This window comes from Catenulispora rubra (genome assembly GCF_015356825.1).
GTDB lineage: Bacteria > Actinomycetota > Actinomycetes > Streptomycetales > Catenulisporaceae > Catenulispora > Catenulispora rubra.
In genome coordinates this window covers 36989-57336 of record NZ_JAACYW010000017.1, presented here as the reverse complement: position 1 = coordinate 57336, position 20348 = coordinate 36989, and the positions used below count along the sequence as shown (strand labels likewise).

Annotated in this window: 1 protein-coding gene (cut by a window edge); it reads right to left on the bottom strand. The window is 72.5% G+C overall.

Going from position 1 to position 20348, the window contains the following annotated elements:
• Positions 1–20348, bottom strand: partial view of a type I polyketide synthase gene (locus GWK61_RS56110; RefSeq protein WP_323747450.1) — the 5' portion only. 8935 nt of this gene lie to the left of the window's left edge; only the first 20348 of its 29283 coding nucleotides appear in the window; the start codon lies at positions 20346–20348; its stop codon lies beyond the left edge, outside the window.

The window sequence follows — 20348 nt, the reverse complement described above, 5'->3', positions numbered from 1 at the left end:
CACGCCCGAGTCTCGGTCAGCAGCTCCACAGAGCCCGCCGACCAATCGACGTGCGAGCTCGGCGCATCCACCCGCAACGTCATCGGCAACGTCTCGTGTTGAAGCGCCATGACCATCTTGATCACGCCGGCCACACCCGCGGCCGCCATCGTGTGCCCGATGTTCGACTTCAGCGAACCCAGCCACAGCGGCCGGTCCTCGGGCCGGTTCTGGCCGTAGGTCGCGATCAGTGCCTGCGCCTCGATCGGGTCACCGAGTGTCGTGCCGGTACCGTGCCCTTCGACGGCATCGACTTCGTCCGCTGTGAGCCGGGAGTTGGCCAGGGCCTGACGGATCACCCGCTCTTGCGACGGACCGTTCGGCGCTGTCAGACCATTGCTAGCGCCGTCCTGGTTGACCGCGCTGCCCCGCACCACCGCGAGCACCTGGTGGCCGTTCCTCCGCGCGTCGGACAGACGCTCCAGCAGCAGGACGCCGACGCCCTCGCCCCAACCGGTACCGTCGGCCGCCTCGGCGAACGCCTTGATCCGGCCGTCGGCGGCCAGCCCGCGCTGTCGGCTGAACTCCGTGAACAGCCCGGGCGTCGCCATCACCGACACGCCACCGGCCACCGCCAGCGAGCACTCCCCCTGGCGCAGCGCCTGCGACGCCTGGTGCAGAGCGACCAACGACGACGAACACGCCGTGTCCACCGTGATCGCAGGCCCCTCCAGCCCCAGGAAGTAGGCCAGCCGACCCGAGATCACGCTGGTGGTCCTGCCGGTCAGCACGTAGCCGTCGAACCCGGGCGTGGTCATCGACCCGTAGTCCTGCGCCACCGCACCGATGAACACCCCGGCCTGGCTGCCGCGCACCGACTCCGGACGGATGCCCGCGCGCTCGAACGCCTCCCAGGCGACCTCCAGCAACAACCGCTGCTGCGGATCCATCGCCGTGGCCTCGCGCGGACTGATCCCGAAGAACCCCGCATCGAAGTCGGCCGCGTCGTAGAGGAAGCCGCCCTCACGCGCATACGTCTTGCCGGGCCGGTCAGGATCGGGGTCGTACAAACCCTCGACGTCCCAGCCCCGGTCGGTCGGCATCCCGCCGATCGCCTCAGCGCCGGACACCACGAGCTCCCACAGCTGCTCGGGCGACCCGACGCCGCCGGGCAGCCGGACCCCGACGCCCACGATCGCCACCGGCTCGTCCAGCGTGACGGCAGCCGCCGTCGGCTCTGCGACCGGCGTCGCATCGCGGAGCACCTCGCCGCGCAGATACCGGGCCATCAGCGCCGGCGTGGGGTAGTCGAACACCGCCGTCGCCGACATCCGCACGTCGATCACCGAGGTCAGCCGGTTGCGCAGCTCCACCGCCGACAGCGAGTCGAACCCCAGCTCCCGGAAGGCACTGTCCGGCCGGATCTGATCCGGCGCCGCGTGGCCCAAGACCGTCGCGGCATGAGCCCGCACCAGATCCAGCAACTCATGCTCGACATCGGCAGCCGACATCCCGGCGTACTTGCGACCCGCCGCCGAACCGCCGCCAGCAGCCGCGACCCGCCGCACCGCCCGCGACGGCACCAGCGCCCCCAGCACCACTGGCACCGAGCCCGCATCCGAACCCTGAGCCCGCGCCAACCGGGCCACGTCCATCCGCGCCGGAACTACGGTGGGCTCGTCGAGCGCGACCGCCGCGTCGAACAGCGCGACGCCCTCCGCCGACCGCAACGGCAGCAGCCCGAACCGGCCGAAGCGGGCCAGGTCCTCCCAGTCCACGTCCCCAGTCATGGCACTGCGCTGCTCCCACAGACCCCAGGCAAGCGAAGTCGCTGCAAGCCCCTGCCCGCGCCGATACTCAGCCAACGCGTCGAGGAAGACGTTCGCCGCCGCATAGTTCCCCTGGCCCGGGCTGCCCAGAACACCGGCCATCGACGAGAACAGCACGAACTCGGCCAGATCAGCATCCCGAGTCAGCTCGTGCAGGTTCCAGGCCGCGTCCGCCTTCGGTCGGAACACCCGGTCGACGCGCTCGGCCGTCAGCGACGTCAGCAGGCCGTCGTCGAGCACGCCTGCGGCATGCACGACCGCTGTCAGCGGATGTTCGCTCGGGATCGCGGCCATCACCGCGGCCAACGCGTCACGATCAGCCGCGTCGCAGGCGGCGAACGTCGTGCCCACGCCGAGTCCGGCCAGTTCGGCGGCCAGCTCCGAGGCGCCCGGGGCATCGGCGCCCCGGCGGCTGACCAGCACCACATGACCGGCCCGGCCTGCCTGCGCGTAGTGCCGCGCGAGCAGCCCGCCGAGCGTCCCGGTGCCACCGGTGATCAACACCGTGCCCTGCGGGTCCGGCGCCGGCGGGATGGTCAGCACGAGCTTGCCGACGTGCCGGGCCTGGCTCATGAAGCGGAACGCCTCGGCCGCCCGCCGGATGTCGGACGCGCGGACCGGCAACGGCCGCAGCGTCCCCGCCTCGAACAGGTCCACCAGCTCGGCGAGCAGCTCGGCGATCCGGTCCGGACCGGCCTCCATCAGGTCGAACGCGCGGTAGTGCACTCCAGCGTGCCGCTGCGCGATCTGCCCGGGGTCGCGGACGTCGGTCTTGCCCATCTCGATGAAGCGCCCGCCGCGCGGCAGCAGCCGCAGCGAGGCGTCCACCAGCTCGCCGCTGAGCGAGTCCAGGACGACGTCCATCCCGGCGCCCGCGGTAGCCGTGCCGAAGCGGCTCTCGAACTCGGCCGTGCGCGAGGAGGCGATGCGCTCGTCGTCGAGCCCGGCCGCGCGCAGCACGTCCCACTTGCCCTCGCTCGCGGTGCCGTAGACCTCAGCACCCAGATGCCGCGCCAACTGCACCGCAGCCATACCCACGCCGCCAGCCGCCGCATGAACCAGCAGCCGCTCGCCGGCCCGGAGCCCGGCCAGGTCGGTGAGGGCGTAGAGCGCGGTCAGAAAGACCGTGGTGGCCGAGGCCGCCTGCTCGAAGTCCCAGTCGGCGGGGACCGGCGCGACCAGGCGGCGGTCCACCACCGCCAGCGGCCCGAAGGCGCCGGGGATCAGGCCCATGACCCGGTCGCCGACCGCCAGGTCCGCGACCGCCGACCCGACCTCCACGACGGTGCCCGCGCCCTCGTTGCCCATCGACGCCGCACCCGGATACACGCCGAGCGCGATGAGCACGTCACGGAAGTTCAGCCCGGCCGCGCGCACGGCGACCCGGACCTCGTGCGGCAGCAGCGGCCGGACCGCGTCGGGCGCGGGCACCAGCGACAGCGCGTCCAAGGTGCCGGGAACCGTCGCGTCCAGCCGCCAGGCCGCCTGACCGGGCGGCGGTGTCAGGACACTGCCGGGCGCGGCGCGAACCAGCCGCGGCACCAGCAGCTCACCGGCACGGATCGCGAACTGCGGCTCACCGCCGGCCAACGCGGCGGGCAGAGCCTGGACGGAGCGCTCGTCCTCATCGAGATCGACAAGAACGAACCGCCCTGGGTTCTCCGCCTGGGCCGAGCGCAGCAGGCCCCACACCGGGGCGGTGCTCAGATCAGGCTGCCGGGTGTCACCGGCCGCCACGGCGCCGCGCGTGACCACTGCCAGGCGCATGCCCTCGAACCGCTCGTCGCCGAGCCACGCCTGGACCAGCGACAGGGCCTTGAGCAGTTCGGCGCGCGCCGAGTCGCTGGAAAAGTCGCCATCGGACAAGGCGGTGCCGGAGAACGCAGCGGCGCCGGAAGCTGCGCCATCGGACAAGACGGCCGTGCCGGAGAAGGCAGCCGCGCCGGAGCCTGCGCCATCGGACAAGACGGCCGTGCCGGAGAAGGCAGCCGCGCCGGAGCCTGCGCCATCGGACAAGGCGACCGCGCCGGAGAAGGCAGCCGCGCCGGAGCCTGCGCCATCGGACAAGGCGACCGCGCCGGAGAAGGCAGCCGCGCCGGAGCCTGCGCCATCGGACAAGGCGACCGCGCCGGAGAAAGCGGCCAGGACAAAGTCGTGTCCGGCGCTGGCATCGAGCTCGGCCAGGTCCGTGCACCGGATCGCTGCCACGCCGCCGAGACCGAGCCCGTCCTCGCCGACCAGGGCCAGCGAAGCCGCGGCGGCGGCCGGGGCCGGGGCCGGCCGACTGACCCACTCCATCCGGAACAGCGCATCCCGCATGCCGCCGAGCCGATCAGCCTCGACCGGCCGCATCGCCAGCGAACCGACCGAGGCGACCGGTGCACCGTCGGCGTCGGCGACGTCCACCCGGAGCGCATCGCGGCCCGCGGCGGCCAGCCGCACGCGCACGCTCGTCGCGCCGGTCGCATGCAGCCGCACATCCGTCCACGCGAACGGCAGCCGCAGCGGCTCATCCTCCGCGCCGGTCACCAACGCCGCATGCAGGGCAGCGTCGAGCACCGCGGGATGGATCCCGAAAGCGGTCGCCTCGGCGTGCCGATCCGTCGGCAGCTGGACCTCGGCGAACACCTCATCGCCACGCCGCCACACCGCCTGCAACCCCTGGAACGCCGGACCGTACTCATAGCCGGTCGCAGCCAGCCACAGATACCAACCGCCATCCGGCGCCGCAACCACGGTCGCCCCGGTCGGCGGCCACTCGCGCGCGTCCCACGGCGACTGCGCGCCGCCGGTGGCCAGCACACCAGCGGCATGACACGTCCACGGCGAGCCAACGACCGCACCACCAGGCCGCGAGTGAACCTCCACCACGCGCCGACCGGCCTCATCGGGCTCGCCGACCTCGACCCGCAGCTGCACCTCACCGGTCTCAGCCAGCACCAGCGGCGCCTGGAGCGTCAGCTCCTCCACCAGGTCGGCGCCCACCTCGTCACCAGCACGCAGCGCCAGCTCCACAAACGCCGCGCCCGGCAACAGAACGCTGCCTGCCACCGCATGATCAGCCAGCCACGACAGCGACGACAGCGCCAACCGGCCGGTCAGCACCACACCGTCGGAACCCGCCAACTCCACCACGGCACCGAGCAACGGATGCTCGACCGCCGCCTGCCCACTCGCCACCGCCGACCCGACGCTCTCCGACGCCGGCAGCCAGAAGCGTTCGCGCTGGAACGGATACGTCGGCAGGTCGAGAGCGCTGGGGTGAGTGCCGGGGTAGAAGCCGGCCCAGTCCACGGTGGTGTGGGTCGCGGCAACGGCCAGCGAAGCCAGCAGCCGATCCCAGCTGTCGTCATCGCGGCGCAGCGTGCCGGTGACAGCGACCGCGTACTCCTCGGCGGCCTCCTGCACCGCACCGGTCAACACCGGATGCGGACTGGCCTCGACGAACAACACGTGACCGTCGTCGAGCAGCGAGCGCGTGGCAGCGTGGAAGTCGACGGTACTGGCCAGGTTGTCGTACCAGTACTCGGCGCCCATCACCGTGGTGTCGGCCATCGAACCGCCGACATGGCTGGAGACTGTGGAGTAGAACGCGACTGTCGCCTGGTGTGCCTCGACCGGAGCCAGCACCTCCAGCAGTTCCTGACGCAGCTCCCGCACCTGCGCGGTGTGCGAGGCGTAGTCCACCGGGATCCTCCGAGCCCGAACACCCTCGGCCTCGCAGTGGACCAGAAACTCGTCCACGGCCTCGATCTCACCGGCAACGACCGTCGACGACGGCCCGTTCACCGTCGCGATAGCCAACCGATCCGACCACGGGGCGATCAGGCTCTCCGCATCGGACGCGGCAAGCGGCACCGACACCATCCCGCCCCGACCGGCAATCCCGGCCAGCGACTTCGAACGCAGCGCCACAATCCGAGCGGAATCCTCCAGCGACAACACACCAGCGATGTGCGCGGCGGCGATCTCACCTTGCGAGTGACCCACCACCGCATCCGGCGTCACGCCGAACGACTCCCAGAGACGCGCCAGTGACACCATCACGGCCCACAACGCAGGCTGCACCACATCGACGCGATCAAGATCCCCAGACAGCGCCTCGATCAGATCCCAGCCCGTAAACGGCTCCAACGCCGCCGCACAAGCCCGCATCGACTCCGCGAACACCAACGACGAGCCCATCAACTCGACGCCCATGCCCAACCACTGCGAACCCTGACCCGGAAACACGAACACCGTCTTGCCGGACTCCGTAACCCCCCTACCGGTCACCACGCGAGCCGAAGGATCACCGGCAGCCAACGCCGCCAGACCATCCCGGAAATCAGCAGACTCCCGGCCGATCACCACCGCTCGCTGCTCAAGTACCGAACGCCCCAGCAGCGCATGCCCCACCTGCGACGGCGTGAGTTCCGGACGGACATCGAGACGTCCCAACAGCTGCCGCGCCTGCTCGGCAAGCGCCTCCGGCGACTTCGCCGACAGCACCCACGGCACCGTCCCGTCCGTGCTCGTCGCCGGTTCCGGCGTCTCCGCGTCCGCGGCCTCAGGGGCCTGCTCCAGGATCAAGTGCGCATTGGTCCCACTGATCCCGAACGACGACACCCCGGCCCGCCGCGGACGTCCGGGATCCGGCCACGCCCGAGTCTCGGTCAGCAGCTCCACCGCACCGGCCGACCAGTCGACGTGTGACGTCGGCGCGTCCACCCGCAACGTCATCGGCAACGTCTCGTGCTGAAGCGCCATGACCATCTTGATCACGCCGGCGATGCCCGCGGCCGCCATCGTGTGACCGACGTTCGACTTCAACGACCCCAGCCACAACGGCCGGTCTTCGGACCGGTTCTGGCCGTAGGTCGCGATCAGCGCCTGCGCCTCGATCGGGTCACCCAACGTGGTGCCCGTGCCGTGCGCCTCGACCGCGTCGACCTCGTCCGGGGTCAGCCGGGAGTTGGCCAGCGCCTGCCGGATCACCCGTTCCTGCGACGGCCCGTTAGGCGCAGTAAGACCATTGCTGGCACCATCCTGGTTGACCGCAGAACCCTGAACCACCGCATATACCTGATGGCCCTTTTCGAGAGCATCCGAAAGGCGCTCCAGCAGTACAACACCGACGCCTTCGCCCCAGCCCGTGCCATCCGCCGCTTCTGCGAACGCTTTGATCCGGCCATCGGCCGCCAGCCCTCTCTGCCGACTGAACTCCGTGAACAACCCAGGCGTCGCCATCACCGACACGCCACCGGCCACGGCCAGGGAGCACTCGCCCTGGCGCAGCGCCTGCGACGCCTGGTGCAGCGCCACCAACGACGACGAACACGCGGTGTCCACCGTGATCGCAGGCCCCTCCAGCCCCAGTGCATAGGCCAGTCGGCCGGAGATGACGCTGGTCGTCCTGCCGGTCAGCAGATAGCCGTCGAAACCCGGCGTCGTCATCGACCCGTAGTCCTGCGCAATAGCGCCGACGAACACGCCGGTCTGGCTGCCGCGCACCGACTCCGGACGGATACCGGCCCGCTCGAACGCCTCCCAGGCAACCTCCAGCAGCAACCGTTGCTGCGGATCCATCGCCGTGGCCTCACGCGGACTGATCCCGAAGAACCCCGCGTCGAACTCCGCCGCGTCATACAGGAACCCGCCCTCACGGGCATAGGTCTTGCCATGACGGTCGGGATCGGGGTCGTACAACCCCTCCACGTCCCAACCCCGGTCAGTGGGCATCCCACCGATCGCCTCACGGCCGGACACGACCAGGTCCCACAGGTCCTCCGGAGAGCTGACGCCCCCGGGAAGCCGAATCCCGATGCCCACGATGGCAACCGGCTCGTCCAAAGCCATAGCGGCCGCCACCGGTCCGGCGACCGACACCGGCTCACCCGACAACTCGCTGCGCAGGAACCGGGCCAGAGCCACCGGGGTCGGGTAGTCGAACACCGCCGTCGCGGACAACCGCACGTCGAACAGCGAGGCCAGCCGGTTACGCAGCTCCACCGCCGACAACGAGTCGAACCCCAACTCCCGGAACGCACCGTCCGGCCGGATCTGGTCCACAGCCGCATGCCCCAACACCGCAGCGGCATGGGCCCGCACCAGATCCAGCAACTCGCGCTCGACATCCGCCGCCGACATCCCGGCGAACCGCCGACCGGCAACCGGACCGCCGACGGCCGCGACCCGCCGCACCGCCCGCGACGGCATCAGCGCTCTGAGCACCGCAGGCACCGAGCCCACGCCCGAGCCGGCGCCGGAGCCCTGGGCCCGCGCCAACCGGGCCACGTCCACCCGCGCCGGGACCACGGTCGGCTCGTCAAGGGCGACCGCAGCGTCGAACAGCGCCACCCCGTCCTGCGAACGCAACGGCAGCAGGCCGAACCGGCCCAGCCGGGCCAGATCCTCCTGATCCACCTCCCCGGTCATGGCACTGCGCTGCTCCCACAGACCCCACGCGAGTGAGGTCGCCGCAAGCCCCTGAGCGTGCCGATACTCGGCCAACGCGTCGAGGAAAACGTTCGCCGCCGCATAGTTCCCCTGGCCAGGGCTGCCCAACACGCCAGCCATCGAGGAGAACAGGACGAACGCGGCCAGATCAGCATCCCGCGTGAGCTCGTGCAGGTTCCAGGCGGCGTCGACCTTGGGCCGGAACACAATCCGCAGCCGCTCCGCCGTCAGCCCGCCGACCAGACCGTCGTCGAGCACGCCCGCCGCGTGCACGACCGCGGTCAGCGGATGCTCGGCCGGTATCGCATCCAGCACCGCCGCCAGCGCGTCCCGGTCGGCGGCGTCGCACGCAGAGATGGTCACCGCCACGCCCGACGCGGTCAGCTCCGCGACCAGTTCCGCCGCACCCGGGGCCGCCGGGCCGCGCCGGCCGAGCAGGACCAGGTGACCGGCCCGGCCGGTCGCCGCGACGTGCCGGGCGATCTGCGCGCCCAGCGTCCCGGTGCCGCCGGTGATCAGGACCGTGCCCTGCGGGTCCCATTCCGGCGGCATGGTCAGGACCAGCTTCCCGACGTGCTGCGCCTGGCTGAGCGTCCGGAAGGCGTCGGGGGCGCGCCGGATGTCCCAGGTCCGCACCGGCGAGAGCGTCAGCGCGCCCCGCTCGAAGAGGGCGACGACCTCGGCCAGCATCCGCTGGAACAGGTCCGGGTCCGCGAGCGCCGCCGCGGCCAGGTCGAACGCCTGGTAGTCGACCCCGGGATGAGCCCGGGCCACGGCCTGCGGATCGCGCAGGTCGGTCTTGCCCATCTCGATGAAGCGCCCGCCGCGCGGCAGCAGCCGCAGCGAGGCGTCCACGAACTCCCCGGCCAGGCTGTCCAGCACCACGTCCACGCCCCGACCACCGGTCGCGGCCAGGAACCGCTGCTCGAACTCCAGCGTCCGCGACGAGGCGATGTGCCCCTCGTCCAGACCGGAAGCACGCAGCGCGTCCCACTTTCCGGCGCTCGCGGTGCCGTAGACCTCAGCACCCAGATGCCACGCCAACTGCACCGCGGCCATACCCACCCCGCCGGCCGCCGCGTGCACGAGCACCGATTCGCCCGGCTGCACCCCGGCCAGGTTCACCAGGCCGTGGTAGGCGGTGACGAACACCGTCGGCACCGACGCCGCGTCCTGAAACGACCAGGCGTCCGGAACCCGGACGACCAGCCGGTGGTCGGTCACCGCCACCGGGCCGAACGCGCCGGCCATCAACCCCGTCACGCGGTCGCCGGGCCGCAGTCCGGCCACGTCCGAGCCGACCTCGGTGACTACCCCGGCCCCCTCCATCCCCATGGAGGCGGCGCCCGGATAGACGCCGAGCGCGATGAGCACGTCGCGGAAGTTCAGCCCGGCCGCGCGCACGGACACCCGGATCTGGTGCGGCAGCAGCGGCTGGGCCGACTCCGGGGCCGGGACCAGGGACAGCGCGTCCAGGGTCTCGCGGCTGGTCACGTCCAGCCGCCACGGCGTACGGCCCGGCGGCGGCATGAGCGCGCCGCCGGCCGCACCGGCCCGGACGAGCCTCGGCACCAGCACTACTCCCTCACGCACCGCGAACTGCGCATCGCCATCACCATCGCCATCACCGATGGCGAGCGCAGCCGGCAGGGCTTGCAGGGAGCGCGGGTCCTCGTCGATGTCGACGAGCACGAGACGGCCTGGATTCTCCGTCTGCGCACTGCGCAGCAGGCCCCAGACCGGTGCCGAGGCGAGGTCCGTGCGCTGCTCGGAGCCGACGGCCACCGCACCCCGGGTGAGCATCAACAGTCTGCTGTCGGCGAAGGCCTCGTCGGCCAGCCACGCCTGCGCTGTTTCCAGGGCGTACTGAGCAGCCTCGCGCACGGATCCGGGGACATCGCCTTCAGCGAGGCCGGAGTTCTCCATCAGGCCGGTCGCGACAACCAGGTCCGGCACGGCGGCGACAGCGCCGGCCGCGAGCGCCGCGAGTTCGGAACGGCTCGCGACCACGGCCGCGTCGGGCCACACGTCGACCAGCGCCTCGGGCACATCCCGGACGAGGAACACGACCCGACCGGCCGCGGATGAGCCGGTGGCGGACACCGGTGTCCACGCCAGCCGGAACAGGTTCTCGGTCACCGCGGAGGCCTCGGCCGTCGCCGGCTCGGCGACCGAAAGCGGCCGCATCGCCAGCGACCCGACCTCGGCGACCGGTTGCCCGGCCGGATCGGCGAGCCGGACCCGGACCGCGCCGGCGTCGGCGGGGGCGATCTGGACGCGCAGGGTGCGCGCGCCGACGGCGTGGAGCCGCACGTCCGACCACGCGAACGGAAGCAGCACCTGGCCCGCGTCCGGATCGGGACCCGTGGCGGCGATCGGGTGCAGCGCGGCGTCGAACAGCGCCGGGTGGATGCCGTACTGGTCGGCGTCGGCGAGGTCGGCCGGGAGCGCCACCTCGGCATAGAGGGTGTCGCCGGCCCTCCACGCCGCGGTCAGACCCTGGAAGGCCGGGCCGTAGTGGTAGCCGAGGTCGGCGAGGCGGTCGTAGAGGTCTGCGACGGACACGGAGGTGGTACCGGCCGGAGGCCAGACCGCCGGACCTGCCCACTCGTCCCAGTCCGGGACAGCAGCTGCCTGCGACGTCAGAACACCGGTGGCATGACGTGTCCAGGCATCCTCGGGGGCGGCACCGTCGGGCTGGGAGTGGATGGTCAGGGCCCGACGGCCGTCGTCGTCGGCGGCTGACACGTACACCTGGAGGTGCACGCCCCCGGAAGCCGGGATGACAAGGGGCGCCTCCAGGACGAGGTCTTCCAGCCACGGTGCTTCCACGGCCTCGCCGGCGTGCAGCGCCAGTTCGGCCAGCGCCGTCCCGGGCAGCAGCGGGCTGTGGACGGCGTGGTCGGCCAGCCAGGGATGGCTGCGCAGCGACAGGCGCCCGGTGAACAGGCGCCCCTCACCGTCCGCGAGCACCACGGCCGCACCGAGCAGACCGTGCTCGGCGGCGCGCAGGCCCATGCTGTGCGGATCGGCGGAGCCGGAGGTGCGCTCGATCCAGTAACGCTGACGCTGGAAGGGGTAGGTCGGCAGGCCGAGGTGGCCCGGCCGGGTCGCGGGGTAGAAGGCGGCCCAGTCCACGGCGGTGTGGGTCGCGGCGGTGGCCACGGAAGCCAGCAGCCGGTCCCAGCTGTCGTCATCGCGGCGCAGAGTGCCGGTGACAGCGACCGCGTACTCTTCGGCGGCTTCTTGGATTGCGCCGGTCAACACGGGATGCGGGCTGGCCTCGACGAACAACAAGTGGCCGTCTTCAAGCAGAGCGCGCGTGGCGGCATGGAAATCGACCGTGCTGGCCAAGTTGTCGTACCAATACTCGGCACCCATCACCGTGGTGTCAGCCATCGAACCACCGACGTGACCGGCCACCGTCGAATAGAACGCGACCGTCGCCTGCTGCGGCGCGACCGGAGCCAGCACCTCCAGCAACTCGCCACGCAACGCCTGAACCTGCGCGGTGTGCGAGGCATAGTCCACCGGGATCCGACGAGCCCTAACACCCTCGGCCTCACAATGGACCAGAAACTCGTCCACGGCCTCGATCTCACCGGCAACGACCGTCGACGACGGCCCGTTCACCGTCGCGATAGCCAACCGACCCGACCACGGGGCGATCAAATCCTCAGCATCGGATGCGGCAAGCGGAACCGACACCATCCCGCCCCGACCGGCAATCCCGGCCAGCGACTTCGAACGCAGCGCCACAATCCGAGCGGAATCCTCCAGCGACAACACACCGGCGATGTGCGCGGCGGCAATCTCCCCTTGCGAATGGCCCACCACCGCATCCGGCGTCACACCCAGCGACTCCCACAACCGGGCCAGCGACACCATCACCGCCCACAACGCAGGCTGCACCACATCAACGCGATCAAGATCCCCAGACAACGCCTCAATCAGATCCCAACCCGTAAACGGCTCCAAAGCCGCCGCACAAGCCCGCATCGACTCCGCGAACACCAACGACGAGCCCATCAGCCCGACACCCATGCCCAGCCACTGCGAACCCTGACCCGGGAAGACAAAGACGGTCTTGCTCAACCGACCTGGCGCAGCGCCGGTCACCACGTGCGCAGAAGGATCACCCGCAGCCAACGCCGCCAAGCCGCCCCGGAAGTCAGCCGACTTCCGACCGATCACCACCGCCCGCTGCTCGAACACCGAACGCCCCAGCAGCGCGTGCCCGACCTCCGTCGGCGCGACCTCCGGGTTCCGGTCAAGGTGCTCCAGCAACCGCCGCGCCTGGTCGGCGAGCGCCTCCGGCGACTTCGCCGACACCACCCACGGCAACGTTCCGTCGGTAGTCGTGACCGGCTCGGGCACAGCCACCGACTCAGCACCCTGCGGCGCCTGCTCGACGATCACATGCGCGTTCGTCCCACTGAACCCGAACGAGGACACGCCCGCCCGGCGCGGCCGCCCGACCTCCGGCCACGGCGTGGCCGCCCGGACCGGCTCGACCGCCCCGGCCGACCAGTCCACGTGCGACGACGGCTCGCCGACGTACAGCGACTCGGGCACCACGCCGTGCCGCATCGCCTCGACCATCTTGATCACGCCCGCCACCCCGGCGGCCGCCTGGGTGTGCCCGATGTTCGACTTCACCGAGCCGATCAGCAGCGGACGGTCCGCGGGCCGGCCCCGGCCGTAGGTGGCCAGCAGTGCCTGCGCCTCGATGGGGTCGCCGAGCGTGGTACCGGTGCCGTGCGCCTCCACCACGTCCACGTCGGCGGTGGTCAGGCCGGCGTTGGCCAGCGCCTGCCGGATCACCCGCTGCTGCGAGGGACCGTTCGGGGCGGTCAGGCCGTTGGAGGCGCCGTCCTGGTTGATCGCGCTGCCCCGCACCAGGGCCAGCACCCGGTGGCCCTTCCGTTCGGCCTCGGACAGCCGCTCGACCAGCAGCACGCCGACGCCCTCGCCCCAGCCGGTGCCGTCCGCATCGTCGGAGAACGCCTTGCACCGGCCATCGCGCGCCAGGCCCCGCTGCCGCGAGAAGTCAACGAACGTGTCGGGGGTGGCCATCACGGTCACCCCGCCGGCCAGCGCCAGGTCGCACTCGCCGGACCGCAGCGCCTGCACCGCCCAGTGCAGCGCCACCAGTGACGACGAGCACGCGGTGTCCACGGTCACCGCAGGGCCCTCCAGGCCGAACGTGTACGACACGCGCCCCGAGGCCACGCCCCCGGATCCACCGGTGCTGAGATACCCCTCGGTGCCGGGAGTGGCGGCGCCGCCCTGCGCGTAGTCGTGGTAGATCAGCCCCGTGAACACCCCGGTCCGGCTCCCCCGCAGGCCCGCGGGATCGATGCCGGCGTCCTCGAACGCCTCCCACGACGCCTCCAGCAGCAGCCGCTGCTGCGGGTCCATCGCCACCGCCTCGCGCGGGCTGATCCCGAAGAAGGCCGCGTCGAACTCCCCGGCGCCGTACAGGAACCCGCCCTCGCGCGCATAGCTCTTGCCCGCCGCGCCGGGGTCCGGGTCGTAGAGGTCCTCGGCCCAGCCACGGTCGGCGGGGAAGGCACCGATGGCGTCGCCACCGCGCGCCACCAGCTCCCAGAGCCCTTCCGGCGACTCGACACCGCCGGCGTAGCGGCAGCTCATGCCTACGATGGCGATCGGATCGGCGTCGGCGTCAGCATCGGCGGAGGCGGCCGGTGACACCGTGTTCTGCGACACGGCCACGTCCGCCTCGACAATGTCGCCCACCAGCTCCGCACGCAGGAACTCGCCGAGCTCCGCCGGAGTCGGGTAGTCGAAGACCAACGTGGCCGGCAGCCGGAGCCCGGTCTCGGCGGCCAGCCGGTTGCGCAGCTCCACGGCGGTCAGCGAGTCGAAGCCCGACTCGCGGAAGGTCCGCCCGGGATCCAGGGCGTCGGCGCGGGAGTGCCCCAGCACGTCCGCCACACTCGCCCGCACCACCTCCAGGACCTCAGCCGTCGCCTGCTCGGCGGACAGTCCGGCCAGCCGGGTGGCCACGTCCGCGCCACCAACACCGGCACCTGCACGACCCGCGCGTGCCGCCTGCTCGGCGCGTCGGCGGCCCGGAGCCCGGACCAGCCGGCGCAACAGCGGCCGCACAGCGTCGCCCTCGGCTCGCAGCCGGGCGAGGTCCAGATGAACCGGCAGCAGAACGGCTTCGCCAGGGGCATCTGCGGCGTCGAACAGCGCCATGCCGTGCTCGGCGGACAGCGGGATCATGCCCCCACGCGCGAGGCGCTCGTGGTCGACGCCGCTCATCGCGGCCATCAGGGCGCTGGTCTGCGCCCACGGCCCCCACGCCAGCGAAGTGGCGCGCAGGCCGAGGCCGTGTCGATGAGCGGCCAGCACGTCCAGGAACGCGTTCGCGGCCGCGTAGTTCGCCTGCCCCGCGCTGCCGAAGGTCGCCGACACCGACGAGAACAGCACGAACATCGACAGGTCGAGTCCGCGGGTCAGCTCGTGGAGATGCCACGCGGCGTCCACCTTCGGCCGCATCACGGCGTCCACGCGCGGCGCGGACAGCGAGCCGATCACTCCGTCGTCCACCACACCGGCGGCGTGCACCACCCCGGTCAGCGGATGGTCCGGCCCGATCGAGGCGATCACCGCGGCGAGCGCCTGCCGATCAGCGGCGTCGCAGGCCTCGAACCGCGCGGTGGCGCCGAGCGCTTCCAGCTCGGCGACCAGCTCGGCGGCACCCGGGGCGTCGGCACCGCGCCGGCTCAGCAGCACCAGCCGACGCACACCTCGTGCGGCGACCAGGTGCCGCGCCAGCAACCCGCCCAGGGCACCCGAGGCGCCGGTCACCAACACGGTCCCGTCCGGATCCGGTGCCGACGGAACGGTCAGGACGACCTTCCCGACGTTGCGCGCCTGGTTCAGGTGACGCAGCGCGTTCGGCGCGCGCCGCACGTCCCAGGCGGCGAACGGCAGCGGACGCAGGCTGCCGCTTTCGAAGAGCCCTGCCAAAGCCTGGAACATCTCGGCGATCCGGTCCGGGCCGACGTCCATCAGGTCGAACGCCTGGTACTGGACGCCCGGATGGTCAGCGGCGACCTGATCCGCGTCGCGGATGTCGGTCTTGCCCATCTCCAGGAAGCGCCCGCCGCGCAGCAGCAGCCGCAGCGAGGCGTCCACGAACTCGCGCGCCAGGGAGTCCAGGACCACGTCCACGCCGCGACCGTCGGTGGCGGTCAGGAATGCGTGCTCGAAGTCCAGGGTCCGGGACGAGGCCACGTGCGCCCCCTCCAACCCCCAGGACCGCAGCGCGTCCCATTTGCCGGGGCTGGCCGTCCCGTAGACCTCGGCGCCGAGGTGTCGGGCCAGCTGCGTGGCCGCCATCCCGACGCCGCCGGCCGCCGCGTGGATCAGGACCGACTCGCCGGCGCGCAGACCGGCCAGGTCGACCAGGCCGTGGTAGGCCGTCAGGTAGACCACCGGCGCGGTCGCGGCCTCGGCGAACGACCAGCCGGCCGGGACCGGCGCCATCATCCGCCGATCGGCCACGGCCACCGGCCCGAAGGCCCCGGGGAACAAGCCCATCACCCGGTCGCCGGGCGCCAGGTCGGTCACGCCCGGACCGGTCTGGAGGACCACGCCCGCGCCCTCCAGCCCGAGCAGGCCGGCCTCACCGGGATACATACCGAGGACGTTCAGCGCGTCCCGGAAGTTCACGCCCGCGGCCCGGATTCCCACCCGGACCTCGCCGGGGCCCAGCGGACCGGACACGTCGGAGCGTTCGATGACGCGCAGCGCGTCGAGGCTTCCGCGCTCTGCGACGTCCAGCCGCCAAGCAGAAACTCCATGCGGGACCTGGAGCGCGCCGGACGACGCCGCCCGCGCGAGCCCGGGCACGCGCAGCTCGCCGTCACGGACCGCGAACTCACCGAGCTTCGCGCCGGCCAGGACCAGGTCGCCGGATCCGGCGAGCTCATCGACGTCGGCCAGCACGAACCGGCCGGGGTTCTCCGAGCGCGCGGTGCGCAGCAGACCCCACAACGGGGCGGCGGCCAGGTCCAGGGAGCCCGCCGGGTCGCCGGCCGCGACGGCCCGCCGAGTGAGGACGACCAGGCTGGAGTCCGCGAACCGCTGGTCGTCCAGCCAGGTCCGGACGACGTCCAGGACCTGGTGCGCGGCCTGCCGAGCGGCGTGCGCGACCTGCGAACCGCCGTCGCCGAACTCACCCGGCAGGCAGGGCAGCAGGACGTGGTCGGGCATCGCCGCGCCGGCCTCGACCGCCGCACCCAGCGCCTCAAGGTCCGGATACGTCGGGACGCTCTGGCTGAATCCGAGCCCTGGATCGTCGCCGAGGACGGCCCAGGTACCCGTGCCTGCCGCAGGGTCCGGTGCTCCGGCCGGGACCGGCGACCACTCCATGCGAAACAGCGAGTCACCGATCGCCGCAGACGCGCGCTCCAGCTGGTCGACGGATGCTTCCCGCAGGTGCAGGGCGCTCACCGTCGCCACCGGAGCGCCGCTGCCGTCGGCGATGTCCAGGCTGATGGTGTCGGCGCCGACCGAGGTCAGCCGCACGCGCAGGGCCGTGGCTCCCGTGGCCAGCAGGGAGACCCCGCGCCAGGAGAACGGCAGCAGCGGAGCGTCGGGGTGCGCCACGAGGTCGCCGAACCAGATCGCGTGCAGCGCGGCGTCGAACAGCGCGGGGTGCAGACCGAAGCCCGACCACTCGACGTCCTCAGGCAGTTCGACCTCTGCGAACAGCTCGTCGTCACGCCGCCACACCGCTCGCAGGCCACGGAACGCCGGTCCGTAGTGCAGACCGGTCGGCGCCAGATCCTCGAACTCCGCGTCCGGCTCCACCGGCACGGCACCCGCCGGCGGCCACTGCCGCAGATCAGAGCCCTGGCTCCCGCTGCCGACCGTCTCGGACGCCAGCGTGCCCTCGGCGTGCTGAACCCACGGATCGCCCACCGCCGAACCTGTGGGCTGCGAATGGACGCCCACCTCCCGGCGTCCCGCCTCGTCCGGCGCCCCGACCACGACCTGGATCTGCACACCGCCGCGCTCCGGCACCACCAGCGGCGCCTGCAACGTCAACTCCTCCACCCCGGCGGCGCCGACCTCGTCGCCGGCCCGCATCGCCAGCTCGACGAGGGCCGTCCCCGGCACCACCGCCGCCGCGCCGACCCGGTGGTCGCCGAGCCAGGGGTGCGAGCCCAGCGACAGCCGGCCGGTCAGCAGCACCTCGTCGGAACCCGCGAGCGCGACCGCGGCTCCCAGCAGGCCGTGCTTCGCAGAGCTCTGTCCCAGTCCGTCCGCGTCCGTCGCGGCCGGGGTCCGGAGCCAGTAGCGCCGGTGTTGGAAGGCGTACGTGGGCAGCTCGACCCGCTGCGCGTCCCAGCCGGCCAGGTAGCTCCGCCAGTCGACCGGCACGCCTTGGACGTGCAGCCGCCCGAGCCCGGTGACCAGCGCCCGCGCCTCGTCCTGGTCCGGGCGCAACAGCGCCAGCAGCGCCACGTCCGCGGCCGGGTCCTGCTCGACGGCGGCGGTGGCCGTCGCCATCAGCACGCCGCTCGGCCCGACCTCGACGAACGTGCGCGCGCCGGCGTCGCGCATCGCGTGCACGGCGTCGGCGAACCGCACGGTCTCGCGCACGTGCCGTACCCAATACGCCGGGTCGGTCATCTCCCCGGCCCGCACGGCCCGGCCGGTCAGCGCCGAGACCAGCGCCATCCGCGGCTCGGCGAGCGTCAGGCCCGCGACCACCGAGGCGAACTCCGCCAGCATCGGCTTCATCAGCTCCGAGTGGAACGCGTGGCTGACGCGCAGCCGTCGGTTCCGCACGCCTCGGGCGTCCAGGTCGGCCGCCATCGCCGCTACGGCGGTCTGCGTCCCGGAGACCACGACCTGCGAAGGCCCGTTGACGGCCGCGAGGTCCAGGCCCGCGCCGAGCAGCGGCCGCACGTCGGGCTCGGCCGCCTCGACCGCGAGCATCGCCCCGCCTTCGGGCAGCGCCTGCATCAGCCGGGCGCGGGCCGCGACCAGCGCGCAGGCGTCGCTCAGCGAGAACACTCCGGCGACGTGCGCGGCAGCGATCTCGCCGACCGAATGACCGGCCAGCACGTCCCCGCCGACGCCCAGCCAGGAGAGCAGCCGGTGGAAGGCCACTTCGAAGGCGAACAGCGCGGGCTGCGTCATCCCGGTCTGGTCGAGGACGCCCTCAGGGTCGCTGAACATGGTCGGCCGGATCGGGTGCTCCAGCAGGGGATCCAGAACCCGGCAGATCTCCTCCAGCGCCTCGGCGAACACCGGGAACGCCGCCGCCAGACCAGCTCCCATGCCGGGTCGCTGGCTGCCCTGGCCGGCGAACAGCAACGCCACCGGGCCGGCCGAACCAGCCGGGCCAGCTGTGCCAGCCCTGCCAGCCGTGCCGACCGGGCCGCTGCCGGTGACCGCGCCCAGCGCGCTAGCACCCTCGGCCACCGTGCGCAGGTTCGCGACGAGCTCGTCACGGTCGGCGCCGACGACCACGGCACGGTGGTCCAGCATGGCCCGGTCGCCGGCCAGAGCCGCGCCGACGGCGGCGATCGGCACGTCGCCGGCGGCCCACGACGCCAGCCGGGCGGCCTGCGCGCGCAGCGCCTGCGGGTCCGCGGCGGATATCACCCACGGCACCACTTCCGGCGTGTCCGGGGCGGAAGCGTCGGCCTCGGCACCGACGTCGGCGTCCGGGGCCGACTCAATGATCACGTGCGCATTGGTGCCGCTGATACCGAACGACGAGACACCGGCCCGCCGCGGACGGTCTGTCTCAGGCCACGTCTGCGCCTCGGTGAGCAGTTCCACCGCGCCGGACTCCCAGTCGACGTGCCGCGAGGGCTCGTCGACGTGGATGGTCCGGGGCAGCACGCCGTGCTGGAGGGCCATGACCATCTTGATCACGCCGCCGACGCCGGAAGCCGCCTGCGTGTGGCCGATGTTCGACTTCAGCGATCCCAGCCACAGCGGCCGGCCCTCGGGCCGGTCCTGACCGTAGGTCGCGATCAGTGCCTCAGCCTCGATCGGGTCACCGAGGGTGGTGCCGGTGCCGTGCGCCTCCACCGCGTCGACCTCGTCCGCGGACAGCCCCGCGGCAGTCAGCGCCTCGCGGATCACCTGCTCCTGCGCCAGCCCGTTCGGCGCGGTCAGACCGTTGCTGGCGCCGTCCTGGTTGATCGCCGAGCCGCGGATCACGGCCAGCACCCGGTGCCCGCGCTCGCGGGCGTCGGAGAGCCGTTCCAGCACGAGCAGCCCGGCGCCCTCGGCCCAGGCCGTGCCGTCCGCAGCCGCGGCGAACGGCTTGCACCGGCCGTCGGCGGCCAGCCCGTGCTGCCGGCTGAACTCCACGAACATGCCCGGCGTCGCCATGATCGCGACGCCGCCGGCGAGCGCGAGCTCGCACTCCCCGCGCCGCAGCGCCTGCGCCGCCTGGTGCAGCGCCACCAACGACGACGAGCACGCGGTGTCCACGGTCACCGCAGGGCCCTGCAACCCGAGCGCGTAGGCGACCCGCCCGGAGATGACGCTCGCGCTGGTGCCCGTCAGCAGGTAGCCGTCGAACCCCTCGGCACCGTCCTGCAGACGCGCGCCGTACTCAAGGTTCGTAGCGCCGACGAAGACGCCAGTCTTGCTGCCCCGCAGTCCGTCCGGGTCGATGCCGGCCCGCTCGAACGCCTCCCAGGCGGTCTCCAGCAACACCCGCTGCTGCGGATCCATCGCCGTCGCCTCGCGGGGGCTGATGCCGAAGAAGCCGGCGTCGAACTCCGCCGCCTCGGACAGGAAGCCGCCGCTGGCCACCGAGGAGGTGCCGGAGCGCTCCGGGTCGGGGTCCAGCAGCTTGGTGAGGTCCCAGCCGCGGTCCGTCGGGAAGCCGCTGATGGCATCGACGCCGTCGCTGACGACCCGCCACAGGTCTTCCGGGCTGCGGACGTCGCCGGGAAAACGGCACGCCATGCCCACGATCGCCAGCGGCTCGCGCGCCGCCTCCTCCAGCTCGCGGGTACGCCGGCGCAACGCCTGCGCGTCATCGACGGCACGGCGCAGATATGACCGGAGCTTGTCGACTTCGTCCAC